Origin of the sequence: Nocardia sp. NBC_01388 (genome assembly GCF_045040085.1) — a bacterium.
GTDB lineage: Bacteria > Actinomycetota > Actinomycetes > Mycobacteriales > Mycobacteriaceae > Nocardia.
In genome coordinates, this window is record NZ_CP109553.1 from 1,568,210 (window position 1) to 1,594,250 (window position 26,041).

Consider the following 26,041-nt stretch of genomic DNA (forward strand, 5'->3'; position numbering starts at 1 on the left):
AGGTCGCGGTCTTTACTGCTGCTGTCGAATCACTTGGGATGCGTGTAATTCCTGGAGAATCTGCCGGAAGTGATTGGCATTGGCGAGGTCCTGTTGCATGATCACCCGGCCTACCCGGATCAGTATCAGCGCTACGACAATGAGGCCGATCGCGACGGCAGGCCCTCCGATCCACGCGGCGAGGGTCCACATACCCGGCAGCGCCAATGCGGCTGCCGCACAGCCTGCAACTGTCCCGGAAGAGCGCCATAGGGTTTCGAGATCCGCCGACACGATGACGACTTCTTCCAAATACCAGGCGACTGCGGCCGATGCCGTGGAGAAGCCGAATACGATCAGCATCGTCCAGGCGAGCCATATCGGCCCCCATGCCCAGGAGTGCGCGATGGTCGCGACGGCACGATACATCCCGGTGCCGGTGACGGTCAGCGCGGCGGACCCGGCCGTCGCCAGCCACAAGAACTTCAGCCCCCTCGTACTGTGCTCGACGTCATGTGTAGCCTGCGCCCACAGCTTGGCTCGGGCCGCCTCGTTCGCCGTGTATTGGAACACCAGCGTGTAGCTGACAAGTGCGCGCTGAACCATCTCCGGCAGTGTGTCCAACATTGCGATCTCGGATACGGAGTAGGCGAGCCGACGAAGAAAATCGTGTAGAAGGCGGCGGGTGTTCGGGCCACAGCCGAGTCTGTCGCTGCGGTAGAACAGCTCGTGTTTGAGCTCTTGATCTCCCATCACGATTGTGAGGGCTTCGCTCCCGGAGGGTCTCCGGCGTAGCAGTATCAAGCTCGACAGCAGGACCGTGGCCCGCGGATCCAGCCGTTCGATGAGAAACTCCGGAGGGCTCGAATTCCCGCCCAGGTGGGCTACTCTCCGCATCAGCCGCGCGAGCCGCCCCTGTGGGTCGGACGTGAACGGATCCCAGGCGCCGTCGACTCCGGCGTAGGTGGTTGTCGCATCACCGAGCGGTGCGTGATCTTCGAGCGCCGCTTCGATATTGGGTTCTCGAATCAGTGCACACAGCCACCAGGCCGCTGCGGTCGCGCTCGTGTCGTCGGTCCATATCAGTCGCGCGAGTTCCATTGCCGCACTGGGAGTGCCGATGCCACCCAGCCGGTTCACCGGCCAGATCCGATCAGCGGCCACCGCACCGGCGAGGGCGGGTACCGCGACCTCGCCCATCGTCCCGGCGCACTCCTGCGCAAGCGTGTCATTGTTGAGGACCGCCAGGTCAACCAGAAACTGTGCGGCATCGGCGCGGCCGGACCGGGCCAGGGCTCGCATTGCGTGCTCGGTCCCCGCATAGGTCTGCGCCTCGAGTTGCCCTCGGACCCTGCGCCCGCGATCGGTGTCACGGGAGGCGACGCTGCCCAGAGCCTCGACAATGCCTGCGGCATCGCCGATGGCCGCGGGTTCGGGCGCGGCGGGCATGCCGGGCAGCTCGGCGAGGAAATGCGCCATAATGCGCTCGGCCAGCTGATCATCTATTTCGCTTGCCTCGGAGAGACATTCGAGTGCCAATACCCGATGTCCGAGGTCGTTGCCTTCGAACAGTCGCCCGACCACAGTGGTGCAGTTGTTTCCATCCAGGCCGCACCAGAAGCGGACGGTATCGTGCCAGAAGGTTGGATCGGACCAGTAGCCGGCGAGTAGACGGCCGGCTCCCACCGGTCCCTCCAAGGCTCGTGCCGTGAAGTACTCCTGAAAGCTTCTGTGCGGGAACCAGAATCGTTCACCGGTATCGGAGCCGACAAGCATTTGGCTGCGATCGGTCAGATCGCGCAACAAATCCCGCCCGTGCTCGGCTCTGAGATCGAGCGCTGCCAAAGTGGCGGCCAGCACCTCCCGGAGTTTCTCCTTGCCGATGATGAGCCGATCACCCTGCTCGGCAGGCGTTTCGGTCATGGCCAGGGCGATTCGCTTCAGCACGGCGAGTTTGTCGCCCGGTTCATAGGGCGAGGCGCGTTCGCCGCGATCCAGCAGCAGATCCCGGGTGACCATATGATCGCTGACTCGTGAATAGAAGGCGGCCCGTGACGCCGGCAGTGATCGCCCACGGCGCAGCAGACTGCCGGTATACAGGTCGGCGAGCAAGCTCAGCAGCAAGGGGGTGCGGGCCAACTGGAGCAGTTGCGGGCTCTGCCGGATCTGATCGAATATGCGCTCTGCCGTGCCCAATTCGGCGATCTCGGCATCGGTGAGCCCGCTGCCGGCTGACCGTTCGACAGTCAACCAGCGGTCCAGAAACCGCAGTATCGACGAATCGTCGAAGCCGGCGATCTGGATTACTTCGAAGGCGGCGAGGCTGCCGTTGTAGGCCGAGCCGCGGCCGGTCACCACAAGGGAGTTGGCGTCGTCGCCGCTGGCGTGGGTCTTGCGGAAGGTTTCCAGTGCCGCGATCACGCCGGGCTGCTGGTCGGCCTGCACCTCGTCGAGCCCGTCGAACAGCAGCCGCATGGCGCCGTCGTTCAACCGCTGAGTGACGAATTCCATTGCGCGACTGTCATTCTTGTCGTGCGGTAGTCGGAAGCGCGTAGCGATCAAGCCGGGCAGATCGACCGACCCGTCGCAGCGGTGCAGTTCCACCAGCACCGGAAGCTGTTGCTTCTGCTGGAGTTTGCGCGGCTGCTGCGCCCAGTGCAGCAGAAAGTACTTGGACAGCAACGACTTTCCAGCGCCCGCCTCACCGAGCAGCAGTACCGCTTTCTCCTGCAGCACCCGTCGCCGCAGATCGTGCCGCCGGCCGCCGCGTTCGTACTGCAGGTGCACGTAGACCGAGTTCACGGCGATTTGGCGCTGCCTGGTCAGTACGTGTCGTCCGTATTCATCGGGGATCTTCGCCCGGTAGTGGGTGATTCGCTTGTCCTCGCTGAAGCGGATCGCCATACGCTCGAAGACCCGGCCGGGGAGGGTGGTGAGCAACCCGTACAAGCCCTCGCCGAGCTTGTCGCCGAACTTTTTCAGCGCGACGGCGAGAATCCCCACGATGATCGCCCCACCGGCGACCCCACCGAACACCGCGGTGAGGCCCTCGGTGATCGAATCCTGCTCGGCCACGATCAGATGCTAGGCCGCATTCCAGGAGTCTGCCGGGTAATCGCCTGGCTATAGGGGAGATTGGGGGATCGGTCCGCGCTCCTCGTCCGGTCGTGGGGTCAGCGGCCGGCCCCGACGAGTTCGGGAACCGGGGGCGGCGACGGCGGCTCGTCGTCCAAGACCGGTTCACCCAGCCCGATGCGCTGCTGGATTCGCTTCATCCAGGCCGGCGCCCACCAGACTCGGTCGCCGAGGAGCTTCATGGTGGCGGGGACCAGGAGCATGCGGAGCAGGGTGGCGTCGATGAAGAGGGCGGCGATCATGCCGTAGGCGATGTACTGCATGAGTACCAGATCCGAGAAGGCGAAGGCGCCGGTGACCACCAGGAGGATGAGGGCCGCCGCGGTGATGATGCCGCCGGTCTGCGCGGTGCCGGTGCGAATGGCTTCCTCGGTGGTCGCGCCCCGGGTTCGGGCTTCGACCATGCGTGACACGAGGAATACCTCGTAGTCGGTGGACAAGCCGTAGACGATCGCGATGATCAGCACCAGCATGACGGCTTGGCCGGGTTGCGGGGTGAAGTTCAACAGGCTTGCGCCGTGCCCGTCGACGAAGATCCAGGTCAGGATGCCGAGCGTAGAGCCCAGACCGAGACCGCTCATCAGTGCGGCCTTGATCGGCAGGATGACCGAACCGAACGTGAGGAACATCAGCAGGCCCGTGATCGGCAGAACCAGGGCGATCATCCACGGGATCCGGCTCAAAAGGGCGTCGATGCTGTCCTTTTGGAGTGCGGGCACGCCGCCGACGAGCACAGTCATATCGTCGGGCAGATCCAGTTTCCGTAGATATTCGATAGTCGCGCCGGCGTGGTTGATATCGCCCACCGGAGCTGTGGTTCGGTAGACGTCCGGGTTGGACACCGAGCGAGACGGAATCGCGAACTTCGCGACCAGCCCCGGCGCCTGGTTGGCCTGATTCCAGACCGGTCCGACCGCACCGGAACTGCCGGTGACGAAGATGAGTTCGATCGGATCGGATTTCCGGAGCGGGAAGTACCGGTCGATCTCCTCCTGCGCCATGCGCGTCGGATTGTCCGGCGGCAGATACTTCTCGCCGAAGCCGCCGAAGACCAGGTTCCGGATCGGCAAGGTCAGCAGCACCAGGCCCAGCAGCAGTGGGATGGCCACCTTTCGTGGATGCTTCATCACCCACCCGGTGGTACGGCCCCAGAACCCGCTCTCCATCGGTGCGGCCGACTTGGTTCGCCGAAAGCGGTCCAGCCCCAACATGTCTACGCGCGGCCCGAGAATGGCCAGCACAGCCGGCAGGACGGTGAGAGCGGTGAGAGCGGCGATGGTGACGGTCGCAATCGCACCGTACGCAATGGATTTCAGGAAGCCCTGCGGGAACAGCAGCAGGCCACCGAGACTCGCGACGATCATGGTCGCTGAGAACACCACGGTGCGTCCCGCCGTCATCACTGTGCGTCGCACCGCGGTCCGGGTGTCGTGCCCGGCGGCCAGTTCCTCACGAAAACGGCTGACGATGAACAGCCCGTAATCGATGGCCAACCCGAGCCCGATCATCGAAACCACGGGCGAGACGAAGGAATTCACCTCGGTGAAATTGGCGACGAACCGGACGATCCCGAAGGCGCCGAAGATGGTGAGCAAACCGATGATTAGCGGCAGCGAGGCGGCGACAACACCGCCGAAAATGAAGAACAGCAGCAATCCCACGAGAGGAATGGCCATCAATTCCATACGGTGCAGATCGACGGCGATGGTGTCGTTGAGCGTGCCCGAGATCGGCTGTAGCCCAGCCACCTGAACCTTGATGCCCGGAATGGTGAAGTCGTCCTTGACCGTCCGGTAGTTGCGAAGCAGGTCGGTGTCGTTCTCACCGCGCAGCGCGATGGCGGCGGTAGCGCGGGTCTTGTCCTTGGTCACGAAAATCGAGGAGACCGCACCGGTCTCGGTAGGCCAGTAGGTGCCCGTAATGCGCGCGATCTGATCCGGGTGATCGCGCGGCAGACTGTTGAGATGGTCGACGACGGTGCTGCTGAAGTCCGGATCGTCGACGGTCCTGCCCTCGGGTGCGGTGAAGAGCACCACCACGTCGCCATCGTGATTGCGGCCGAACGATTTGTCGGCGAGCGCGCCCTCCTTCGAGGACTCCGCGGACGGATCGAACAGTCCGCCGGAGCTCAGGTGGTCGTCCAAACCGAGGCCATACCCACCCAGTGACAGCAGCGCCGCCACCATCACTCCGATGACCCCGAACCGCCATCGGCAGGCCAGATCACCCCATCGCGCGAACAGGTTCATATGTCACGGTAACAAGCAAGATCGCGATCGGCATTATCGTGTTTCGCTCTTCGATTGTGGCACAGTCGTTTACGTGCTGTTATGCGCAATACGCGTTTAATTGCAACTGTCTGTCCGTGAGATCGGATTGTTCGGATCGAAGTAGTAGTCCGAGTCGTGTTCGGGCGGGGTGCCGCCACCCCGCACGCCGCCGATCGAGGGGGCGAGGAACCCTTTTCGCGCCCAGGCGCAATCGACCGAGTAGGTGTCGCCCTGCCCGTGTCGCAGCCACATGCCCTGACTGTCCTCGGCCCAGTGGTGACCGCCGACGGTGTCTCCGGTGATCGTGTAGTCCGCGTCCCATCGCTGCACGACAACAAGGTCGAGTGCGCGGCGCACGCGCTGCGGGTTACCCGGATCGAAGGCGTAGGCAACCACGTAATTGGTGTGCACCACCAGGTTGCCGTCCTCGTCGGTGTCGGCGCTCATGCTGCCCTTGACCTTCGGCTGGGACGGCAGCAGCTGCGTCCCGGGGGCAAGGGCGGTCACGTAGAGACCGTTGGCGTCGACGTGATCCCGCAATTCCTTGACTGCGGCGTCGCGAAACGCGGGCGCGAACAACGCCAGTGCAGGTCCGGCATCGTCGGCGGCCATGGCCGTCCTGTCCAGTCGCTGCGCGATGAGCGCCTGCCGCACCCGCGCGTAGGCCGCGGCCACCGCGGCGGCGTCGTATCCGCCCACCGGCGCGGGGGCCGGCGGCTGGAACCCGTCCGCGCCATCGGCCCAATCCGCCGCGGGCGTATTGAGAAACGGCATATTGAGATTCACCCGCACCGTCTCCGGCGCCCGCGAGGTGGCCGTGGTCGCGGGCGTGGCCGACGACTGCAGCCCCACCGCCCCCGACGTCTCATGCCAGATCGCCAGCAGACCCACCACCACGGCTACCACCGCGAGGATCGGCAATTTGCTGCGCAGCTTATGCTTTCGCACTCCCCAGCTCTGCTGCCGGGAGTATTCCTTCTCGATGCGCGATATGCGCTCATTCCACTCCGGCCCGGCGAAATCCGGATGCTCGGAGAGGTCATCGTGCTCGTTATGCATTTTCCCCCGACTCGCTCTTGCGCGCCAGACGCTAACCGACCCTGTGGATTCGATCAAACCGGGGTGCCGATATGTCGGTAGTCTCGGTGGCTGTGAATGATTCGGGGCGGGCCCAGGCCTTCAGTGATGGTGTGTTCGCGGTGGCGATCACGCTGTTGATCCTGGAGATCAAGGTTCCGCTGAACGCGGGTGATCAGCTGTGGCAGGAGCTGGGGCATCAGTGGCCCTCGTATGCGGCGTATGTGGTGACATTCCTGAATATCGGGATCATGTGGGTGAACCACCACACCGTGTTCGCCTTCGTCGAGCGGGTGGACCGCGCCCTGCTGTTTCTGAACCTGTTGCTGCTCATGGGCGTTGTCGCGCTGCCCTGGCCCGCGGCGCTGGTCGCGGACTACCTGACCGAGGGCCACGAGGGCGGGTCGGTGAGCGCGTGGACCGGGAGTCATGCCGCGCGGATCACGGTCGCCATATACGGCGGTTTCATGGTCTACCACGGCATTCTGTTCCAAACGGTGTGGTTGCACCTGACCCGCACCGGCAACCTCTTCTACCCGCGGGTCGACGTCGCGGCCGCCCGCGCCACCCGCTGGCGCTTCGGTCTGGGCATTGCCATCTATCCGACCACCGTCGGCCTGGCTTTCCTCTCCGCGCCGCTGACCCTGGCACTGCACGGGGTATTGGCGGTCTACTACGCGCTCAATCAGATTCCGGTGCCGGTGATCGAGGACCGGGCGTAGGTGGTTTCCGGGTCGACGGTGATGACATCGCACACCCGGGCCAGAAAATCGGGCACCTCGCCGCCGAGGTGCGCGAGGCTGGGCGTCACCACGGCGTCTACGCCCAGGCGGCTCACCACCGTGCGCAGGCGCAGGTCGGGGCGGTCGGTATGGGGGCCGAAGACAACGGTTTTGCGCAGGTCGTAGCCCAGCCGGGCGGCGACGCTGCGGATCTGCGCCTCATCCCACACCTGCCTGGCCTTCGAGATGTCGTGCCGCAGATAGCCGATCGCCGATGGTGCGCTCATCATTGCCCTTGCTGTCGGTGGTTTCCGGATTCCACGGTATGGATCACCACGCCCCGGCGGCAGCGGATTGCTCGAGGTTGCTCGAATCTGCTGATGGAAAGGTCCTGGCACCAGCGATAATGAGATGTGTTCGTAGTTGCCTCGAGCAAGGACACGGCATCATGGAGATACGGCTTCTGGGCGGACCCACCGGCGGCAACGGATCACCCAGATTGTGGGCAACCGACCGCGACAGCATCATTGTGCAGGGGTGGCGCACCGGCCATACCCCGGGCACTGTCGAGATACCCCATCAACTGCTCGGCTTTCTGGAACTCGAAACCTGTCTGGGTGCAGCGCTGCACAACACCGGAAACGGGACCTTCACCCTCTGCGGTGACGTGGTCGACGACCCCCATGTGCTGTCCGCCATGCAGATTCCCGACCACGAGACGGCCGTGGAAGTTCGTGCGTTGAAAGCGAGTTACCCGCATGCTCTATCGCTCCGAATTCGATGACCTGTACCGGTCGCATCGTCGCGCGTTCCACCTGGAGGTGCAGGACACCTACGGCGTGGCCGCCGAGAACGAGCAACTGGAACATTTCGTGGCGGGGGAGCCGACCAGTTATCCGGCCGACTGGCGGGAATGGGATGCGCTTGTGCGCGAGGTGACCGAGGAGGGCACCCTGATCCAGCGATTACGCATCGTGACCGAACCGCATACCGACTACACGCGCTTCCTGCTGCATCACACCGAGCGCAATGTCGAAGCCGGAGAACAGGTCCGGTACCTGCCCCGGCACCGAGTCGATCCGGCCGACTACACCGCCGACGACTGGTGGCTCTTCGACGACGGCCCACTGGCCTTCTCGATCTTCTCGCCCGAGGGCGAATGGGCCGGCGGTGCGGTCACCGAGGATCCGGTGCTGCTCGCCCGCTGCGCCCAGGTCCGGGATCAGTTGTGGCCGTTGGCTGTTCCGTTCGACGTCTACCTCCGTGACCAGGGTTGACGAGGGGCGGCAGGCGCTCGGGGTTCGGTTGAGGGAACTCCGGGTGTCCGCCCGTATCTCCGGACGGGACCTGGCCGCGCGCGCGGGCTGGGGGCCGACGAAGATATCGAAGCTAGAGCACGGCCGGCAGCTGCCGTCCGAGGAGGATCTCGCCGTGTGGTGCCGGATCACCAGGAACGAACTCGCCCTGCCGGATCTCATTGCGACCGTGCGCAATGTGAATGCCGCCCATCTGGAATGGCGGCGCATCGCGGCCACCGGTCATGCGCGCAGGCAGCGGCAGAGCATCGAGCGGGAAGCCGCCACCGGCCTGGTGCGCGGCTACGACTGTCTGCTGCTGCCCGGACTGCTGCAGACCCGCGACTACGCGGAAGCCGTGCTGCGGCGGTGTATTCGGTTCCTCGGCAGCCCCGACGATCTCGAACACGCGGTGGCCGCGCGGATGGAACGGCAGCGCGTGCTGCGCGAAGGTAAGCACCGCTTCCACTTCCTCATCGGCGAGGCCGCGTTGTACACGTCCGTGGGCGACGGCGCGGTCCGCAGGGCGCAGCTCGAGCATCTGCAGACCATGCTGTCCGCCGAGCGCGTGGTCGTCGGCGTTGTCCCCAGCACCGCTGAATTCATCTATGAGACAACAAATTTCACCTTCTTCGATACGCACCTGGTGCAGGTGGAGACGATCTCGGCCGAGCTGACCATCCGGCAGCCGCGCGAACTCGTGCTGTACGAGAGAGTGTTCCGGGCCCTGGCCGAGCAGGCCGCCTACGGCGACGCCGCCCAGACGCTGATCAAGAAGGCTTTATCGGAGGACGACCTGTGATGACCGATCCCGTCCGGCGGGAGATTCGGATGGTGGTGAGGCGCGGGATGATTCGAGGCCGGCGCAGGTCCCGCGCGAACCATTCGCCCAGGGTGATGCCGGCCGCGAGGGCACATCCGACGGCGAGCGCGCTGAAGAGCTGATTGATGCCGATCAGCTGTTCGTCATTGAGCAGCGCGTAGAGACCGCGATAGACACGCAGACCCGGGAGCAGGGGAGTGATGCCCGCCAGGGCGACCACCAGCGGCGGCGTCAGCGCGCGGCGGGCGAGCAGACCACCGGCCAGGCCGACCACAATGGCCGCCACGCCGGAGGAGACGATCGGGCCGAAACCGGCGTTCTGCGCCACGAGATAGACGGCAATGGCCGCCGCACCACTGAACGCGGCCGTGGTCAGCGCCCGCCGCTCGGCATAGCAGGCCAGTGCGAAGGCCAGTGCGGTGACAGCGCCCGCCGCCACCCTGATCGGAAGATTGGTGAGGTCCCGGCCGGGGGCCATATCGACCGTCGGGGTGGTGAGGTTCAGCAGTTCGGACACCCGCAGCGTCAGCACGATGCCCGCGATGATGCCGCCGGTCATCATGACGACCTCGAGCATGCGCGCGGCCGCGGTGATGGGTGCACCGGTAATGGCGTCCTCGACCGCGCCGAACAGCTGTAAACCGGCCAGCAGCACGGAGATTCCGGCCGCGATGATGAGTGCCGGATCCCGATGCAGATGGCTGGCGAAGGTGGACACGAGCACCGCCGGCATCGCCGCGATCATGCCGCCGACCACATGCTGGAAGAAGAACGGCAGACCGCGGCGATTGAGCCGGCGATTGGTGCGGTCGATGAGAGCGGTGGTGGCGAAACTCAGCGCGGCGATCATCAGGCCGCCATTGAGCAGTAGCGCCACCGCCGCGGCCATCAGTGACCAGCCGAACGTCGAGATCCAGCGGTGATAGGGATGCGGTGCGGAGGTGATCTCCTCGAGCGCCGCGAGGGCCTCCTCCGGCGGCATCAGTTCCCGCCGGATTCGCCGGGTCAGGCGATCGACCGCGGCCAGGCGGGTGAAATCGAGCGACCGATATTTGACCACCCGCATCGTGCTGGCCGGCGGCATGAAGGTGCCACGGTCGACAGAGATGCGGATCGAGTTGTAGGTGACATCGATATCGCATTTGGACAGGCCGTAGGTGGAGGCAATGGCTTCGATCTGCGCGGTGGTGTCCATCACGGCCGTACCGGCGGAAAGCACCACTTCGCCTACCCGCTCGACCAGGTCCAAAACCTGGGTCACGGCGGCATCGTCGGTGAGGTCGATCGGCTGCAGTGGCGCGGGTGCCTCGGTGACAACATCGGCGACGGCATTGCGGTCGGCGACCGCTTTGCCGACAACACTGGTCAGCAACCTGCGCGACCGCCCGACAATGCCCTCGGCGGCACCGCCGGTCTCGATTGCCAGATCATTGCTCACAGGAGAAAAGTACACGGGTGCGATAGATCACCGGGTTGAGCAGGGCGATAGCAGTAGTGTTTTGAAGCATGGCGAACGATGGCGATCCGATAGCGGAACATCTACGCGCGGCTCTCGACGGACCCTGGCGGGACGTGCGTGAACAGGCCCGGGTGCATCTCGACGATGCCCGGCTCTACGGCGACCCCTACCTCGATTACAAGGCCGCGAGAACGCGGGTACTGGAACAAATGCATCTGGTGTCCTCCTTCGGATGGGCCGAACGTGGTTTCCGCGAGGTCGAAGGCGGAACCGGCGACCCGGGCGGGGCCGTCACCGCACTGGAAATGCTTGCCTACACCGATCTGTCGCTGTGGGTGAAGTGCGGTGTGCAGTGGGGCCTGTTCGGCGGTGCGGTCGAAAACCTCGGTACCGAGAGGCACCGCCGGTACATCGAAGCGCTGCTCCCGCTGGAGCTGCTCGGCTGCTTCGCGATGACCGAAACCGGTCACGGAAGCGATGTGGCCAACCTGGAGACCACAGCCACCTACGACCCTGCCACAGAAGAGTTCATCGTGCACAGCCCTACGCCTTCCGCGCGTAAGGATTACATCGGCGGCGCAGCCGAACATGCCCGCATGGCAGCGGTTTTCGCGCAGCTGGTGACCGGTGGCGAATCACAGGGCGTGCACTGCTTCCTGGTGCCGATCCGGGACGCGAAGGGTAAGGATCTGCCCGGCGTCACCACCTCCGACGACGGCCTCAAGGGCGGCCTGCCGGGTGTCGACAATGGCCGAATCATGTTCGACCAGGTGCGAATTCCGCGCGAGAACCTGCTCAATCGCTATGCCGACGTGGAACCCGACGGCACCTACGAATCCGAGATCGCCAACCCGAGCCGGCGATTCTTCACCACGCTCGGCACGCTGGTTCGCGGCCGGGTCAGTGTCGGCGGTGCGGCGGCCGCGGCGGCCCGGGTGGCCCTGAGCATTGCCGTCCGCTACGCCGAGCAGCGGCGCCAATTCGCTGATCCCGATACGGGTGTCGAGACCGTGCTGATGGATTACCGCAGCCATCAGCGCCGCCTGCTGCCGCTGGTGGCCCGCGCCTACGCACTGCAATTCGCGCAGAACGATCTGGTGCAGCGCATGCATCTGGTGCAGACCGGACAGGCGACCGAGGAGTCCGCACAGCGCGCCCTGGAGAAGCGTGCCGCCGGTTTCAAGGTCGCGCAGACCCGGCACGCCACCCAGGCCATTCAGGAATGTCGCGAAGCCTGCGGCGGCGCAGGGTATCTCACCGAGAACCGCCTGGTCACGCTGAAGGCCGACAGTGATGTCTTCACCACGTTCGAGGGCGACAATCTGGTGCTGACCCAGCTGGTCGCCAAGGACCTGCTGACCGCCTACTCCGATGAGGTGCGCGATCTCGACGCCATGGGCTGGGTTCGCTTCGCCGCCACCATGGCCCGCGACGCGGTGCGCGAGGCCTCGGGCGTGCGGCAGCTGATCCAGCGGCTGCGTGACCGCGGTGACGACGGCGTCGACGATCAGGACCTGTCGCGCCGGTCGGTCCAGCTGCAGCTCTTCGCCGACCGCGAGGACTATCTGGTCCGCACGGCCGGGCATCGACTGCAGGCCCGCGCCAAGGACACCGGGCCCTTCGAGGCGTTCAACAATGCCCAGGACCACATTCTCGCCGCGGGCACGGCGCATATCGATCGTCTGGTCCTGGAGGCCTTCATCGAAGGCATTGCCGGAATCGAGGACGAGGCCGCTCGCGAACTGGCCGGCACCGTCTGCGATCTGTACGTGTACAAGACCATCGAGGAGAACCAGGCCTGGTTCATCATGCACCGCTTCATGTCCGTGGAACGGGCGAAAATGGTGCGGCGCGGCGTGAACGAACTCGTGGACCGGCTGCGGCCGCACGCGCTCACGCTCATCGAGGGCCTGGGCGTGCCGGAGAAGATGCTGCACGCGGCCATGTTGAACGGCGCCGGAGACGCACCCGTCCCCTCGTGATCGGCACTGCCGCATCGGGTTGAACCCCGGTGCGGCAGTACATCGTTATCGAGGTAGCGAGCTCATGCAATGGGGCATCGGCCGATCGGTGACGGGAGACGCGATGATCACGACGCTGATCGGACCGGCCATGCGCGCGCCGAAGCTCGTCCTGGTTCTGGTGGGCGTGGCATTCCTGGTCTGCGGTGCGCTGGGTTCGCAGGCCTCCGCGCGGCTGTCCAATGGCGGATTCGTGGCCACCGACTCCGAATCCGCGCGCGTCGCGGACATTCTCGGGCGCGACTACAACATGTCCGGCATGCAACTCGTGCTGACCGTGGAATCCGACGGCGGGGTGCAGGGTGCGGCCTCCACTGCCCGTGGCCGCGATATCGACGAACAGCTCCGGGGCGATAGCCGTGTCTCGAAAGTTGTTTCGCCGTGGACCGATCCGCAGCTGAGCGGTCTGCTTGTCAGCCGCGACAAGAGGATCGGGCTCATTGTCGCCAGCGTGCGCGGTGACGAGAACATCGCGCCCGCGGCCGCGCATGATCTGGCCGGCGCTTTTGTCGGCAGCCGGGACGGAGTCACCATCCATGCCGGTGGCCAGGCCATGGTGCTGGCCGAGACCGGGCAGCAGACGGAAAAGGACCTCGCCATCGCGGAGGCCATCGCGCTGCCGCTGACCGTGCTGCTGCTCATCTGGTTCCTGAGAAGTGCGGTGGCGGCGGCGATTCCGTTCATCACCGGGATCGCCGCCATCGCCGGCACCAGTGCGGTGCTGTACCTGCTGACCTTCGTGGTGGAACTGTCGGTCTTCGCGCTGAACATCACCACCGCCATCGGATTGGCGCTGGCCATCGACTATTCGCTGCTGATCATCGGCCGCTATCGGGAGGAAATAGCGGGCGGGCGAGATCGTGACGCGGCGCTGGTGCTCGCCATGCAGCGCGGCGGGCGGGCGGTGGCCTTCTCCGGGACCACGGTCGGCATCGCGCTCATCGGAATGTCGTTCTTCCCCATGGCTTTTCTGCGCTCCCTCGCCTATGCGGGCCTGGCGGTGGTCGCGCTCTCGATCGTGCTGACGCTCACCATGGTCCCCGTGCTGCTGACACTGCTCGGCGAGCGGATCAATCGGAAACCGCTGCGCGAGGCCCGGCCGGTGCAGGAGGGCTTCCTCTACCGGGTGGCGCGCACGGTGCAGCGTCGGCCCGTACTGTGCGCGCTGCCGGTGCTGGCGCTGCTGGTGCTGTTCGGATCACCGATCTTCGGGCTGAAACTCGGCCTGCCCGATGATCGGGTGCTGCCCTCTTCGGTGCAATCGCGTCAGGTGGGTGATCTGCTGCGGGACCGGTTCGCCGACAATGCCACGGGCACAGTGCACATCGTGGTGAGCCCTACCGGCGGCGGCGCCGATCCGGGTGATCTGGGCGTGTATTCGGCCGTCTTGTCGACGGTACCGGAGGTGCAGGCCGTCACCGGTCCGGCGGGCTCCTTCGCAGGCGGCCAACCGGCCGGTCCCGCCGATCCGACCGCCAGACACGGCGACAGCGCGCATCTGACGGTCTCCTCGAAGGTCGATCCGTATTCCGAACAGGGGCAGCGGCAACTCGACGCGCTACATGCCATTCCGAAACCCGCAGGCACGCAGGTGCTGTTCGGCGGGCTCGCCCAGCAGACCGCGGACTCCACCGCGGGCATCAAGGAGGGGTTCCCGAAGGCCGTCGTCTGGATCGCGGTGACCACCTTCATCCTGCTGCTCCTGCTGACCGGCAGTGTGGTGCTGCCTTTGAAGGCGCTGGTGCTCAATGTGCTGTCGTTGTCGGCGACCTTCGGCGCACTGGTGTGGATCTTCCAGGACGGGCACCTGGGCGGCCTGGGCACACTGGCCACCGGATACACCATCGCCACACTGCCGGTGCTGCTGTTCTGCGTGGCGTTCGGGCTCTCGATGGATTACGAGGTCTTCCTGCTGGCCCGCTTCACCGAGGAGTGGAAGCGCTCCGGCCGGACCCGTGCCGACAATGACGATGCCGTCGCGCTGGGCATTGCCCGGTCGGGCCGCATCGTCACCGCGGCCGCGCTGCTCATGGCGGTGATCTTCGTGGGCATCGCCAGCAGCGGGGTGACCATGAATCGCATGCTCGGCGTCGGTCTGGCGCTGGCGGTGCTCATGGACGCCACCCTGGTGCGAATGGTGTTGGTACCGGCCTTCATGCGGCTGCTGGGCACCGCGAACTGGTGGGCCCCGGCCCGGTCCCGGCCGCTGCTGGAGAAGGCCGCGCTGCGGGAGTGAACCGGCGCTCGCGGTGACCGCCACTCGGCCGCGGCTATCGTGGCCGGGTGATCCGATCGCCCGCGCCCGCCCCGAACCGGCCCGATACCCTGCTCCGCCAGGCCGCGCTGCCCGCGCTCATCCTGGTGGCCATTGTCGTGACTGTGGTTGTGCCGCAGTTCTTTCCGGCCGACGGCGGTCCGACCGGGCTGGACAGCGCTCTGGAAGGGCATATTCACTCCGCGCTCGACGGGCATCGGTGGCTCTACAGCGTGCTGGTCGCGCCAAGCAACAACACCATCATCATTCCGGTGCAGCTGCTCGCGGCCGCGTGGTTCGCCTACCGGCGGCGGTGGTGGTCCGCCGGGTTCATGATCCTCGGGCCGGAGTTCGCGATCCTGGTGAATTCGTTTGCGCTCAAACCGTTCTGGGACCGGCAGCTGCACCACTATCTCGCCTATCCGAGTGGGCACACCGTGCAGTTGATCGCCGTGGTCACGGCACTGGCGCTGGTGAGTGAATCGGTGCGGGCACGGGTGACGATCGTGGTGGTGACGGTGGTGCTGTTGCCCGCGGTGCTGGTCGGCATGGTGGGGCTGGGATATCACCATCCCACCGATGTCCTCGGGGGTACGACGGCCGCCGTCGCCCTGGTGACGGCGGCCTATCTACCGTTCCGCGCTGTGGCGCTCACCCGTACGCGACAACCGCGGCAATGATGAACCACAGCACCCACAGCGCCACCACGATCATGCCCAGCGACAGCATGACGCGCATGAACCCGCGCCCGAAATCGATCTGACCGGTCCGGCGCGGATAGAGCTTCCACGGGCTGTACCAGGGCGAGGGCACCCGCAGCCGGTTGCCTGCCGCCGCGGCCTCCAGCTCCAGGCGCGCCTGCTCTTCGGCATAGGCCTCGGCCTGCGCCTGCTGCGGCCCGCCGTGCCAGAGTGTGATGTCCACCGGGCCGAGGAAGCCCTCGTTCAGCAGATCCTGCGGCGCCGGCAGATACGGCAGAATGCCCAGCCCGCGAAAGGCCCACGCCACATCATTGGCCGACCACTGCGGGCGGCCGCGTGAGGACAGGCCGATGAAGTAGTCGTGCAGCCGGCGCGGGTCATCGCCGACCAGCACCTCGAAACTGGGATCGCTCCACAGCTGCTGCACCCGCAGATTCGAATCCGGCGCTGGTACCACCAGCACCGCGCCGTGCACCACCCGCTGCCCGAGACCGCGCTCGGCCAGCCAGTTCTGCAGTGCGAAGGTGTGATCGCGGGACTTGTCCAGCGGGGTGCGCTTATCGGTGCCGTCGAAGGTGATGATCTTCTCGGCCACCCGCCACGGGCCGTTGAGCGGCACCTCCAGCTCGCCCTGCAGATTCTCCGCCAGCGACTCGGCCTCGATCACCACGCAGCTGGTCGGCGTCCAGACGACCGCGTCGAAGGGGTAGAGCCGATCACCGTGGAAGAGGCTGCAATTGACGGTGGCGACGCCCTTGGGGTCGCCGCGGCCCTTCCAGGTGCGGAGCCAGTCGATCAGCAGCTTCTCGGCATGCGTACCAGCGGGGTTCTGTACTCGAACGAGCATCGGCGCTGCACCTCTCTCGTCGAATCGATACCGGCTGTGCTGCTAAGAAATGGTACGGATGTAGCGCGCCCATCGCCCAGATTTGCTGCCTGTCGTGTGTCGGTCGATCGAGCCGACTCCAACTTACCGTCGAGCGCGATGGCGCGCCCGACGGGTAGCGGGAAATCCCCAGTGGCTCAGCAAGTCCCGTTCCGCCTCCCCGGGACCTTCAACGGTCACTCGGGAAGGCGGCCCGGGTTGTGTCCCGGGCCGGCGGTTGGGTGAGTGTCTCGGTTTGGGGGTGCCCAGCAGTTACCCCGATTCTTGCGAGATCAGTTGTTGCGTTGTTCCACGGGGAAGATCGGCAGGCGCAGGGCGCCCGAGGCGAAGTCCGGGACCGTGGGCTGCTGTGGCCGGACCGGGCTGATGCGGCGGTAGGGGTTGCCCAGGCGCGGCCGGGGGTCGGGCTCATTTCTGTTGGGCCAGAAGGCCATTGCGCGCTCGGCCTGTGCGGTGATGGTCAGGGACGGGTTCACGCCGAGATTCGCGGTGACCGCCGAACCATCGGCGATGTGCAGCCCGGGATGGCCGAACACGCGCTGATACGGATCGACCACACCCGATTCCGGGCCCTCGCCGATCACGCAGCCACCGATGTAGTGGGCCGTCGCCGGAATATTGAACACGTCCATGATGAGGCTCTGCACATCGCCGTCGACCTTCTCGCCGAAGCGGCGGCCGACATCGTGTGCCATCGGAATCCAGGTCGGATTCGGCTTGCCGGTGCCCTGTTTGGTCTTGAGCTGCCCCCAGCGCCGATAGGAGGTCAGCGAATTGTCCAGGGACTGCATGACCAGCAGGATCACCGATTTGTCCGAGGCCCGCCGGGCATTGAGACTGCGCGCGAAGACCAGCGGATGCAGCACCATCGCCAGCAGGAAGCGCAGGAACCGGAACGCGCCGCCGTCCACGATCGGCACCGACAGCGGGAACAACCCGTTCTGCCCGGCGCCGTAGTGGCACACCTCGATATGGGTGTTCGGCTCCGGATGAATCGAGGAGGTGATGGCGATGCCCTGCGCGAAATCGTCGCGCTCGCGGCTCACCACATTCAGGATGGCCTCGGAATTGGAGCGGGTCAGCTCGCCCAGGCGCGGTGACAGATGCGGCAGCACCGCCTCGTCGCGCATCTTGTGCAGCAGCTTCTGGGTGCCCAGCGCCGCGGCGGCGAAGACCACCTGTTCGGCGGTAAAGGTCTTGCGGTCCTTGCGAACCCAGCGATCCGAGCGCACCGTGTCCAGGGCGTAACCGCCGCCGGTCATGGGTCGCACCTTGGTCACGGTGGTCAGCGCGAACACCGTGGCGCCGGCCTGCTCGGCCAGGTACAGGTAGTTCTTCGGAGTGGTGTTCTTGGCATTGTGCGGGCAGCCGGTGAAGCAGCGCGCACAGTGGATACAGCCGTTGCGGGCCGGTCCGGCGCCGCCGAAGTACGGGTCCGCCACCTCTTCGCCGGGGGCTTCCTCATTGAAGAACACACCCACATTGGTGGCATGGAAGGTGTCGGCGACGCCCAGGTCCTCGGCGACCGAGCGAATCACGTCGTCCGCGGGCGTCATGCGCGGGTTGGGTGTGACACCGAGCATGCGCTGCGCCTGGTCGTAGTAGGGCGCGAGCTCGGATTTCCAGTCGGTGATGTGCGACCACTGCTTATCGGTGTAGAAGTCCGGCAGTGGCTCGTACAGGGTGTTGCCGTAGATCAGGGAGCCGCCGCCCACGCCCGAGGCGGAGAAGACGGCGCACTTGCCGAGCACGCTGATGCGCTGGGTGCCGGTCAGGCCCAGCCGCGGGGCCCAGATCGCCTTGCGCACATTCCAATTGGTATTCGGGATGTCCTCGGCATTCCAGCGGCGGCCGGACTCCAGCACGGCCACCCGGTAACCCTTTTCGGTCAGTCGCAGTGCGCTGACGCTTCCCCCGAAGCCGGAGCCGATCACCACGACGTCGTAGTCGAAGTCTGGCATGGTGTTTCCTCTCGCACGCCGGGATGGCAGATGAGAAGCTTCCCCACTCATTCTGTCATCCACCTGTATGGCGGAGACGATATCGTTTCCGCTCCGGACCGGCCAGCGGCGTGCCCGTATGGAGACTCGCCGGTGATTACGGTAAGACCGGGTTGTGACAACCGAGCGGAACGCCGAACCGGTGTACAGCGACCGCATCCTCACCGTGCCCAATGTGCTGAGCGTCATCCGGCTCATCGGCGTCCCGGTCTTCCTCTGGCTGCTGCTGGTTCCGAAGGCCGACGGCTGGGCCTTCGCGCTGCTGATCGCCAGCGCCTTCACCGACTTCCTGGACGGCAAGCTGGCCCGGCTGCTGGACCAGTCCTCCAAACTGGGCGCCATCCTGGATCCGCTGGTCGACCGGCTCTTTCTGCTGGCGACCCTGGCGGGCTTCCTGATTCGCGGCATCCTGCCGTGGTGGGTGGTGATCGTTCTTGTTGCGCGCGACGGCATCCTGACGCTGACGCTGGGCATCTACAAGCGCCGCGGGCTGCCGCCGCCCGAGGTCATCTACCTCGGCAAGGCCGCCACCTTCGCGCTCATGTCCGCTTTCCCGTGGACGCTTGCCGGTCAGATGGATTGGCCCGCAGCAGGTTTCAGCAAGGCCTTCGGCGGGGCATTCCTGATCTGGGGTGTGGCGACCTACGTCTGGACCGGCATTCTCTACGTGGGCAAGGCCGTTGCGGTCGCCCGAGCCATACCGGCCCCGTCGACGACAGATCACTAGCCATTAGGGTGTGTTGCACACGGATCGACGCCGATCCCGAGAGGACCACCCGCCCGAAAGGACATCGCCTGTGAGCGACCTACCCGACGACCTGCGCTACACCGAAGAACACGAATGGGTGCGCATCGCCGGCCCGGCCCGCGTGCGGGTCGGAATCACCGACTACGCCCAGTCGCAGCTCGGTGACGTCGTTTTCGTGCAGCTGCCCGAAGCGAATGCCGATGTGGCCAATGGCGACAGCATCGCCGAAGTGGAGTCCACCAAAAGTGTTTCGGACATCTACGCTCCGCTGGCGGGGAAAATCGTTGCGGTGAACGAGGTTCTGACGGCCGCGCCGGAGACCCTCAATACCGACCCTTACGGTGACGGCTGGATCTTCGAGCTCGAGCTCGAAGACGCCGAAACGCTCGACTCCGCGTACGGTGACCTGCTCGATGCCGCAGGTTATCAAGGAGTTATCGGAGGCTGAAGGAGCCTTCACAGTTCTACCTGCACGGGTACGCCCTGGCAGGGTACGGTCAATGCCAACAAGCACACGCTGAGGGCATCAACTGCTTGCATGGATTAATTCGGTTCGAGGAGGAGAGCAAGGGTGAGCGAGAACAAGGACCCGGGTTACCAGGAGACGGCAGCAGAGACCACTTCGGTGTTCCGCGCTGATTTCCTGAACGAGGTCGACACGTCGCGCACCGAGCAGACCGGCGAGCAGCCGGTGCAAGGGGTCGAGGGTCTGCCCGCGGGCGCAGCCCTGCTGGTGGTCAAGCGCGGCCCGAATGCCGGTTCGCGTTTCCTGCTCGATCAGCCCACCACCTCCGCGGGTCGCCACCCCGACAGTGACATCTTTCTCGACGATGTCACCGTCAGTCGTCGGCACGCGGAGTTCCGCCAGGATGACGACACCTTCCAGGTCGTCGATGTGGGCAGTTTGAACGGTACCTACGTGAACCGGGAGCCGGTGGATTCCTCGGAGCTGCAGAACGGCGACGAGGTGCAGATCGGCAAGTTCCGTCTCGTGTTCCTGACCGGCCCGCGGCCGCAGACCAGCGACGCGGGCGCACTATAGGCCGACGGGAATGACTGGCGCAGCGCAGCAATGGACACGCGGAGGAATGTCGATCGGCTCCGTGTTGGATCTGCTGCGTCCGGACTTCCCGGACATCACGATCTCGAAGATTCGGTTTCTCGAATCGGAGGGATTGATCAGTCCGGAGCGCACGCCCTCGGGTTACCGCAGGTTCCACGTCGCCGACGTGGAACGCCTGCGGTTCGTGCTCACGGCACAGCGGGACCAGTACCTGCCCTTGAAGGTGATCAAGGAACAGCTGGAAGCGATCGACAGTGGCGCCGCGACGCTCGGGGTACGGGAAGCCCGTGCCCGAGCGGGCGGTGCCGGGGGAGACGGTGTGGGCCCCAATGGGGAGAGTCGCCTCCGGCGGCTCGGTGTCGTGCCCGGTGAGGTGTCGCCCGAGGAATTCCTGTTCGATCACGAGATCCGGGTTCCGCGGGCAGATCTGTTGCAGCAGGCGGGAATCGACGAGAAGTTCCTCACCGAACTGATTCGCGCGAATCTGATCATGCCCGGTGCCGCGGGTTACTTCGACGCCGATGCGGTGACGCTGGCGCGCACCGCCAAGGCGTTGAGCGAATTCGGTTTGGAGGCAAGGCATCTGCGCGCCTTCAAACTGGCGGCGGATCGGGAGGCGGCCATGGTCGCGCAAATCGCCGCGCCCATCGCCAAGAGCCGGGACGCGGATGCGCGCGCCCGTGCGGAGGAGACCGTGCGAGAGTTGGCGGCGTTGTCGCTGACACTGCACACATGCCTGGTGAAGACCTCGGTGCGTGCATCGCTCGGGGGCTGAATTCTTCGCCTAGACTCGGTGTTACGGCTCGCCCCGCTGCGTCGTGTGCTGGGGTGGCCGAGCGAGTATGGGAGGCAGTGCGATGAGTGAGCGCAGCGAGCGAATCAGTGGATACAGCGCGCCTTCGCGCATGGTCGTGGCGAGCCCTGGCGAGGCGCGGCCATGAGCGAAATGCGTGTGATCGGCATACGTGTCGAACAGCCACAGAACCAGCCCGTGCTGTTACTCCGCGAGGTTTCGGGCGACAGGTATCTGCCGATCTGGATCGGGCAGGCCGAGGCGACCGCAATCGTGCTGGAGCAGGAGGGTGTCACGCCGATTCGGCCGCTGACCCACGATCTCATCAAGATCCTCATCAAGGATCTCGGCCACACCTTGAAAGAGGTGCGGATCGTGGATCTGCAGGAGGGCACCTTCTATGCCGATCTGGTGTTCGAGAACGATCTGCGCATCTCCGCGCGCCCGTCCGATTCGGTCGCCATCGCCTTGCGCGTGGGCTGTCCGATCTACGCGGAGGAGCCGGTGCTGGAGGAGGCCGGGCTGGTGATGCCCGATGAGCGCGAGGACGAGGTGGAGAAGTTCAAGGAGTTTCTCGAGTCGGTCTCGCCGGATGACTTCAAGGCCACCGACAGCTGACCTGGGCGTAGTCGAAACAATCCCTCGACCTGTACTTCAGGTATAGAAACACGCCGCTCGGCAGGCTTGGTTCGAGGCCGCTGCTGCCTGGACAATCGGTGGAGTAGCCTCGACAGTTAGGCCACGCTCCAGCGTTGATGCAGTGTTCATGAAGGCAGTGTCGTGAAGTTGTCGTGAACGCCGTCTTGATGAGAGACACGAGCCCTGATAGGCCAGCAGTAGGGAGTAGTCAGTGGGAGATCAACCGCACACGCAGGATGTGGTGCAGCCAGGGCTGTTCCCGGATGACTCGGTGCCGAGCGACCTGGTCGGGTACCGCGTACCCAGCGCCTGTCAGGTAGCCGGTATCACCTATCGGCAACTGGACTACTGGGCTCGCACCGGGCTGGTCGTCCCGTCCATTCGCAGCGCGACCGGATCGGGTAGCCAGCGGCTGTACTCCTTCAAGGACATCCTGGTCCTCAAGATCGTCAAGCGGCTGCTCGACGCCGGTATCTCGCTGCAGAACATCCGCATAGCCGTGGATCATCTGCGCAGCAGAGGCGTCGAGGATCTGGCCGGGATCACGCTCTTCTCCGATGGAGCGACCGTGTACGAATGCTCCTCGGCCGAGGAGGTCGTCGATTTACTGCAGGGCGGGCAGGGCGTCTTCGGTATCGCGGTGAGCGGCGCCATGCGCGAACTCACCGGTGCGATCGCCAATTTCCCGGCCGAGCGGGCCGAGTCCGCGACCGCCACCGAGCGCCCGGAGGACGAACTCTCCTACCGCCGCAAGGCACGCATGAATGCCAAGACCGGTTAGTAGTTCCTGAACGCAACACCTTCCGCAGCCGAGCGCGCCGCCCATGGGCGGCGCGCTCGATTGTTGTGCGGCGGTGATCCCAAACAGGCCCAGGCAACATTCCCGTAACCTGCTGCCCCTTAGACTTGGCAGTGCGTCGCAGCCGTGCGGGAGAGTCCCGAGTCCGATGCCCTTCCCCGAGGGCTCGGACCGGGCGCCGAAGGAGCAGCACCTCCCCGTCAATCTCTCAGGCACAAGGGACCGCGCGGAGTTTCGACGCCTCTGGAAAGTGGTGGCCACCGAGCCACCCGCCCATGGTGAAAGGGGAACGGCCACAAGCTGGCCGGGACCCGAATCTCTCAGGCGCCAAGGACAGAGGGGGAGGGCAGACGACGCGTCGGCCGTATGGCCGGCCCCCCGCCCACCCTTGGAGCAGCCGTGACTTGGACTCGATCCTTCGCCGACCGTCATATCGGACCCGACAGCGGCGAACTCGAGCGCATTCTCGCGACCGTCGGTGTCCAGTCGCTGGACGAACTGGCCGCGAAAGCCGTGCCCGCAAGCATTCTCGACACCGCCGCCGCCAATGGTCTCGATACCCTGCCGCCGGCCGTCTCCGAGCACGAGGTGCTCGATGAGCTGGCCGCGCTGGCGAACTCGAATACGGTGGCCACCACCATGATCGGGCTCGGCTACTACGACACCCTCACCCCGCCGGTGCTGGTGCGCAATCTCATCGAGAACCCGGCCTGGTACACCGCGTACACCCCGTATCAGCCGGAGATCAGCCAGGGCCGGCTGGAGGCGCTGCTCAATTTCCAGACCATGGTTTCGGAATTGACGGGTATGGATGTGGCCAACGCCTCCATGCTGGACGAGGCGACCGCGGCGGCCGAGGCCATGACGCTGCTGCAGCGGGCCAATCGGCGCAGTAAGTCGCACCGGCTGCTCATCGACGCGGATCTGTTCCCGCAGACGCGGACCGTGCTGTTCACCCGGGCCGAGCCGCTGGGCATCGAGATCGTCGAGGCGGATCTGTCCGGCGGCGAGCTGCCCGAGGGCGAGTTCTTCGGCGTGCTGGTGCAGCAGCCGGGCGCCTCGGGCCGGATCACCGATTGGGCTCCGGTCATCGAATCCGCCCATGCGCGTGGGGCATTGGTGGCGGTGGGCGCGGATCTGCTTGCGCTGACCCTGATTACGTCGCCGGGGGAGCAGGGCGCGGATTGCTGCTTCGGCACCACCCAGCGTTTCGGGGTGCCGCTCGGCTTCGGCGGGCCGCATGCCGGATACCTCGCGGTGCATACCGCCCATGCGCGGCAGCTGCCCGGCCGATTGGTCGGCGTCTCCGTGGACGCGGACGGCAATACCGCCTACCGGCTCGCGCTGCAGACTCGTGAGCAGCATATTCGCCGGGAGAAGGCGACCTCCAATATCTGTACCGCGCAGGTGCTGCTGGCCATTGTGGCCGCCATGTACGCCTCGTATCACGGTGCGGACGGGCTGAAGTCGATCGCGCGGCGGGTGCATGGGCATGCGCAGTGGCTGGCCGCCGGGCTCGGCGACGCGGTGGTGCACCAGTCGTTCTTCGACACCGTGCTGGTGAACGTGCCGGGCGGCGCGGCTGCGTCCGTGGTGGCCAAGGCGAAGGGCGTGGGCATCAATCTGCGCCTCGTCGACGCCGATCACGTGGGCATCGCCTGTGATGAGGCGACCACCGACGCGCATGTGGTGGCCGTGCTGGACTGCTTCGGCGCGGAGATCCCGGTCGGCCCCGAGGGCGCGCTCTTCCACGGTAAGCAGCGGCCGCATATCGAGAACCGCACCTCGGAGTTCCTGACCGCGCCGGCGTTCACCCGGTACCGCACCGAGACCGCCATGCTGCGCTACCTGCGCGCGCTGTCGGACAAGGATATCGCGCTGGACCGCAGCATGATTCCGCTCGGCTCCTGCACCATGAAGCTCAATGCGGCGGCGGAGATGGAGTCCATCACCTGGCCGGGCTTCAATCGGGTGCACCCGTACGCGCCCGTCGAGGATGCGCCCGGCCTGATCCGCCTGATCGAGGATCTCGAGGGCTGGCTGTGCGCGGTCACCGGATACGACCGGGTTTCGCTGCAGCCCAATGCCGGTAGCCAGGGTGAGTACGCCGGACTGCTGGCCATTCGCCGCTACCACCTGGATCGCGGTGATACGCACCGTGATACGTGCCTGATCCCCTCCAGCGCGCACGGCACCAATGCCGCCTCGGCCGCCATGGTCGGCATGCGGGTGGAGGTGGTGAAGACCCGCGAGAACGGCGATGTGGATCTGGACGATCTGCGCGCCAAGATCGCCGATCACGCCGATCGACTGGCCTGCATCATGATCACCTACCCGTCCACGCACGGCGTGTACGAGCACGAGGTGGCCGAGCTGTGCGGCATGGTGCACGATGCCGGCGGTCAGGTGTACGTGGACGGCGCGAACCTGAATGCCCTTGTCGGACTGGCTCGCCCGGGCCGGTTCGGTGGTGATGTCAGTCACCTGAATCTGCACAAGACCTTCTGCATTCCGCACGGTGGCGGTGGTCCGGGCGTCGGCCCGGTGGCGGTGCGCGAGCACCTTGCCCAGTACCTGCCGGGTGATCCGCTGGTAACCGGCTCGCATGCGGTGTCGGCGGCCAAGTACGGTTCGGCCTCCATTCTGCCGATCACCTGGTCCTACATTCGCATGATGGGCGCTGACGGCCTGCGCGCCGCGACGCTCACGGCCATCGCGTCGGCGAACTACATTGCGCGACGGCTGGATCCGCACTTCCCGGTACTGTTCACCGGAGAGAACGGCATGGTCGCGCACGAGTGCATCCTGGATCTGCGGGAGATCACCAAGCGCACCGGCGTCACCGTCGACGATGTGGCCAAGCGCCTGGCGGACTACGGCTTCCACGCGCCGACCATGAGCTTCCCGGTCGCGGGCACGCTCATGGTGGAGCCCACCGAGAGCGAGAACCTCGAGGAGATCGACGCGTTCATCGAGGCCATGATCGCCATCAAGGGTGAGATCGACCAGGTCGAGGCCGGTGTCTGGCCGGTCGAGGACAACCCGCTGCGCGGCGCACCGCACACCGCCCAGTGCCTGGTCGGGGAGTGGGAGCACCCGTACAGCCGCGAAATCGCCGTCTACCCGCAGGGGCTGCACAACCCCCGGCCGAAGGTGTGGCCGTCGGTCCGCCGCATCGACGGTGCGTACGGCGACCGCAATCTGGTCTGCTCCTGCCCGCCGATGGATTCCTACACGGACTGATCTCGGGTAATCGAACGCCGCAGCGCCCATCGATTTCTGGAGCTGACACGGTCGTCGCAGCACTCTCGAACGGAGAGGTTGTGGCGACCGTGTCGTTTCGGAGGATGGTGCGCTGATCGATCCGGTTCCCCAGC

21 protein-coding genes and 1 riboswitch are annotated in these 26,041 nt (G+C 65.7%); of the genes, 14 read left to right on the forward strand and 7 right to left on the reverse strand.

Going from position 1 to position 26,041, the window contains the following annotated elements; all coding sequences use genetic code 11:
* Window positions 1–12 precede the first annotated feature (12 nt).
* From OG716_RS07235 to OG716_RS07245, 3 genes are all read right to left on the reverse strand, one after another.
* A complete protein-coding gene (locus OG716_RS07235) occupies window positions 13–3,054 on the reverse strand; it encodes an NACHT domain-containing protein (RefSeq protein ID WP_405136914.1) in 3,042 nt (1,013 codons plus the stop codon).
* 98 nt (window positions 3,055–3,152) lie between these two features.
* On the reverse strand, window positions 3,153–5,357 hold the full coding sequence (locus OG716_RS07240) for an MMPL family transporter (RefSeq protein ID WP_405139571.1): 2,205 nt from the start codon (window positions 5,355–5,357) through the stop codon (window positions 3,153–3,155).
* Window positions 5,358–5,459: 102 nt separating this feature from the next.
* Window positions 5,460–6,443 carry a hypothetical protein gene (locus OG716_RS07245; RefSeq protein ID WP_405136915.1) on the reverse strand — a complete coding sequence of 328 codons (984 nt, stop codon included), beginning with the start codon at window positions 6,441–6,443 and terminating at the stop codon, window positions 5,460–5,462.
* Between the two features lie 92 nt (window positions 6,444–6,535).
* Here OG716_RS07245 and OG716_RS07250 point away from each other — a divergent pair, with 92 nt between their 5' ends.
* Window positions 6,536–7,183 (forward strand): TMEM175 family protein, encoded by a 648-nt coding sequence (locus OG716_RS07250; RefSeq protein ID WP_405136916.1) that lies wholly within the window; start codon window positions 6,536–6,538, stop codon window positions 7,181–7,183.
* Here the strand turns inward: OG716_RS07250 and OG716_RS07255 are convergent.
* On the reverse strand, window positions 7,147–7,470 hold the full coding sequence (locus tag OG716_RS07255; protein ID WP_405136917.1) for a hypothetical protein: 324 nt from the start codon (window positions 7,468–7,470) through the stop codon (window positions 7,147–7,149). The two genes, OG716_RS07250 and OG716_RS07255, sit on opposite strands and share 37 nt — an antisense overlap.
* Before the next feature lie 161 nt (window positions 7,471–7,631).
* Here OG716_RS07255 and OG716_RS07260 point away from each other — a divergent pair, with 161 nt between their 5' ends.
* Genes OG716_RS07260 through OG716_RS07270 form a run of 3 tightly spaced genes read left to right on the forward strand, consistent with a single transcriptional unit; the run spans window position 7,632 to window position 9,280 of the window.
* On the forward strand, window positions 7,632–7,967 hold the full coding sequence (locus tag OG716_RS07260; RefSeq protein ID WP_355122297.1) for a hypothetical protein: 336 nt from the start codon (window positions 7,632–7,634) through the stop codon (window positions 7,965–7,967).
* The gene (locus OG716_RS07265) at window positions 7,942–8,460 is read left to right on the forward strand and encodes a DUF6879 family protein (protein WP_355122295.1); all 519 of its coding nucleotides are present in this window, start codon (window positions 7,942–7,944) and stop codon (window positions 8,458–8,460) included. The genes OG716_RS07260 and OG716_RS07265 overlap by 26 nt, the downstream gene beginning before the upstream one ends.
* On the forward strand, window positions 8,447–9,280 hold the full coding sequence (locus OG716_RS07270) for a helix-turn-helix domain-containing protein (protein ID WP_405136918.1): 834 nt from the start codon (window positions 8,447–8,449) through the stop codon (window positions 9,278–9,280). The genes OG716_RS07265 and OG716_RS07270 overlap by 14 nt, the downstream gene beginning before the upstream one ends.
* On the opposite strand, the gene OG716_RS07275 is transcribed toward OG716_RS07270, so the two are convergent.
* The gene (locus OG716_RS07275; protein ID WP_405136919.1) at window positions 9,249–10,739 is read right to left on the reverse strand and encodes a threonine/serine exporter ThrE family protein; all 1,491 of its coding nucleotides are present in this window, start codon (window positions 10,737–10,739) and stop codon (window positions 9,249–9,251) included. The two genes, OG716_RS07270 and OG716_RS07275, sit on opposite strands and share 32 nt — an antisense overlap.
* A gap of 68 nt (window positions 10,740–10,807) precedes the next feature.
* On the opposite strand from OG716_RS07275, the gene OG716_RS07280 reads away from it, so the two are divergent.
* The 3 genes from OG716_RS07280 to OG716_RS07290 all read left to right on the forward strand — a co-directional run bounded on the left by OG716_RS07280 (window position 10,808) and on the right by OG716_RS07290 (window position 15,715).
* Window positions 10,808–12,742, forward strand: coding sequence for an acyl-CoA dehydrogenase (locus OG716_RS07280; protein WP_405136920.1), 1,935 nt, complete (start codon window positions 10,808–10,810; stop codon window positions 12,740–12,742).
* A 103-nt stretch (window positions 12,743–12,845) separates the two neighbouring features.
* Window positions 12,846–15,017, forward strand: a complete 2,172-nt coding sequence (locus OG716_RS07285; protein ID WP_405136921.1) for an MMPL family transporter — start codon at window positions 12,846–12,848, stop codon at window positions 15,015–15,017.
* A 47-nt stretch (window positions 15,018–15,064) separates the two neighbouring features.
* The gene (locus tag OG716_RS07290; RefSeq protein WP_405136922.1) at window positions 15,065–15,715 is read left to right on the forward strand and encodes a phosphatase PAP2 family protein; all 651 of its coding nucleotides are present in this window, start codon (window positions 15,065–15,067) and stop codon (window positions 15,713–15,715) included.
* On the opposite strand, the gene OG716_RS07295 is transcribed toward OG716_RS07290, so the two are convergent.
* Both OG716_RS07295 and OG716_RS07300 read right to left on the reverse strand, forming a co-directional pair.
* Window positions 15,687–16,583 (reverse strand): nuclease-related domain-containing protein, encoded by an 897-nt coding sequence (locus tag OG716_RS07295; RefSeq protein ID WP_405136923.1) that lies wholly within the window; start codon window positions 16,581–16,583, stop codon window positions 15,687–15,689. The two genes, OG716_RS07290 and OG716_RS07295, sit on opposite strands and share 29 nt — an antisense overlap.
* Before the next feature lie 311 nt (window positions 16,584–16,894).
* Window positions 16,895–18,583 (reverse strand): GMC oxidoreductase, encoded by a 1,689-nt coding sequence (locus tag OG716_RS07300; protein ID WP_405136924.1) that lies wholly within the window; start codon window positions 18,581–18,583, stop codon window positions 16,895–16,897.
* A gap of 154 nt (window positions 18,584–18,737) precedes the next feature.
* Here OG716_RS07300 and OG716_RS07305 point away from each other — a divergent pair, with 154 nt between their 5' ends.
* The 7 genes from OG716_RS07305 (at window position 18,738) to gcvP (ending at window position 25,907) form a co-directional block, all read left to right on the forward strand.
* Window positions 18,738–19,349 (forward strand): CDP-alcohol phosphatidyltransferase family protein, encoded by a 612-nt coding sequence (locus tag OG716_RS07305; protein WP_327140102.1) that lies wholly within the window; start codon window positions 18,738–18,740, stop codon window positions 19,347–19,349.
* 70 nt (window positions 19,350–19,419) lie between these two features.
* The gene (gene gcvH / locus OG716_RS07310; RefSeq protein WP_297621411.1) at window positions 19,420–19,818 is read left to right on the forward strand and encodes a glycine cleavage system protein GcvH; all 399 of its coding nucleotides are present in this window, start codon (window positions 19,420–19,422) and stop codon (window positions 19,816–19,818) included.
* 123 nt (window positions 19,819–19,941) lie between these two features.
* Complete coding sequence (garA, locus tag OG716_RS07315) at window positions 19,942–20,412, forward strand: glycogen accumulation regulator GarA (RefSeq protein ID WP_355122281.1); 471 nt, start codon at window positions 19,942–19,944, stop codon at window positions 20,410–20,412.
* 46 nt (window positions 20,413–20,458) lie between these two features.
* Window positions 20,459–21,208: a MerR family transcriptional regulator gene (locus tag OG716_RS07320; protein WP_405136925.1), complete on the forward strand. Its 750-nt coding sequence runs from the start codon at window positions 20,459–20,461 to the stop codon at window positions 21,206–21,208.
* A 162-nt stretch (window positions 21,209–21,370) separates the two neighbouring features.
* Window positions 21,371–21,844: a bifunctional nuclease family protein gene (locus OG716_RS07325; RefSeq protein ID WP_067689422.1), complete on the forward strand. Its 474-nt coding sequence runs from the start codon at window positions 21,371–21,373 to the stop codon at window positions 21,842–21,844.
* A 232-nt stretch (window positions 21,845–22,076) separates the two neighbouring features.
* The gene (locus tag OG716_RS07330; RefSeq protein WP_355122277.1) at window positions 22,077–22,646 is read left to right on the forward strand and encodes a MerR family transcriptional regulator; all 570 of its coding nucleotides are present in this window, start codon (window positions 22,077–22,079) and stop codon (window positions 22,644–22,646) included.
* A 137-nt stretch (window positions 22,647–22,783) separates the two neighbouring features.
* Window positions 22,784–22,899, forward strand: a riboswitch (glycine riboswitch).
* A gap of 131 nt (window positions 22,900–23,030) precedes the next feature.
* Window positions 23,031–25,907 carry an aminomethyl-transferring glycine dehydrogenase gene (gcvP, locus tag OG716_RS07335; RefSeq protein ID WP_405136926.1) on the forward strand — a complete coding sequence of 959 codons (2,877 nt, stop codon included), beginning with the start codon at window positions 23,031–23,033 and terminating at the stop codon, window positions 25,905–25,907.
* Window positions 25,908–26,041 lie beyond the last annotated feature (134 nt).

Excerpts from the sequence above, each read along its gene's own strand:
- OG716_RS07245 (WP_405136915.1), bottom strand. The coding sequence starts at position 6,443 with ATGCATAACGAGCACGATGACCTCTCCGAGCATCCGGATTTCGCCGGG.
- OG716_RS07255 (WP_405136917.1), bottom strand. The coding sequence starts at position 7,470 with ATGAGCGCACCATCGGCGATCGGCTATCTGCGGCACGACATCTCGAAG.
- OG716_RS07260 (WP_355122297.1), top strand. The coding sequence starts at position 7,632 with ATGGAGATACGGCTTCTGGGCGGACCCACCGGCGGCAACGGATCACCC.
- OG716_RS07265 (WP_355122295.1), top strand. The coding sequence starts at position 7,942 with ATGCTCTATCGCTCCGAATTCGATGACCTGTACCGGTCGCATCGTCGC.
- OG716_RS07280 (WP_405136920.1), top strand. The coding sequence starts at position 10,808 with ATGGCGAACGATGGCGATCCGATAGCGGAACATCTACGCGCGGCTCTC.
- OG716_RS07285 (WP_405136921.1), top strand. The coding sequence starts at position 12,846 with ATGATCACGACGCTGATCGGACCGGCCATGCGCGCGCCGAAGCTCGTC.
- OG716_RS07295 (WP_405136923.1), bottom strand. The coding sequence starts at position 16,583 with ATGCTCGTTCGAGTACAGAACCCCGCTGGTACGCATGCCGAGAAGCTG.
- OG716_RS07300 (WP_405136924.1), bottom strand. The coding sequence starts at position 18,583 with ATGCCAGACTTCGACTACGACGTCGTGGTGATCGGCTCCGGCTTCGGG.
- OG716_RS07320 (WP_405136925.1), top strand. The coding sequence starts at position 20,459 with ATGTCGATCGGCTCCGTGTTGGATCTGCTGCGTCCGGACTTCCCGGAC.
- OG716_RS07325 (WP_067689422.1), top strand. The coding sequence starts at position 21,371 with ATGAGCGAAATGCGTGTGATCGGCATACGTGTCGAACAGCCACAGAAC.
- gcvP (WP_405136926.1), top strand. The coding sequence starts at position 23,031 with ATGGCCGGCCCCCCGCCCACCCTTGGAGCAGCCGTGACTTGGACTCGA.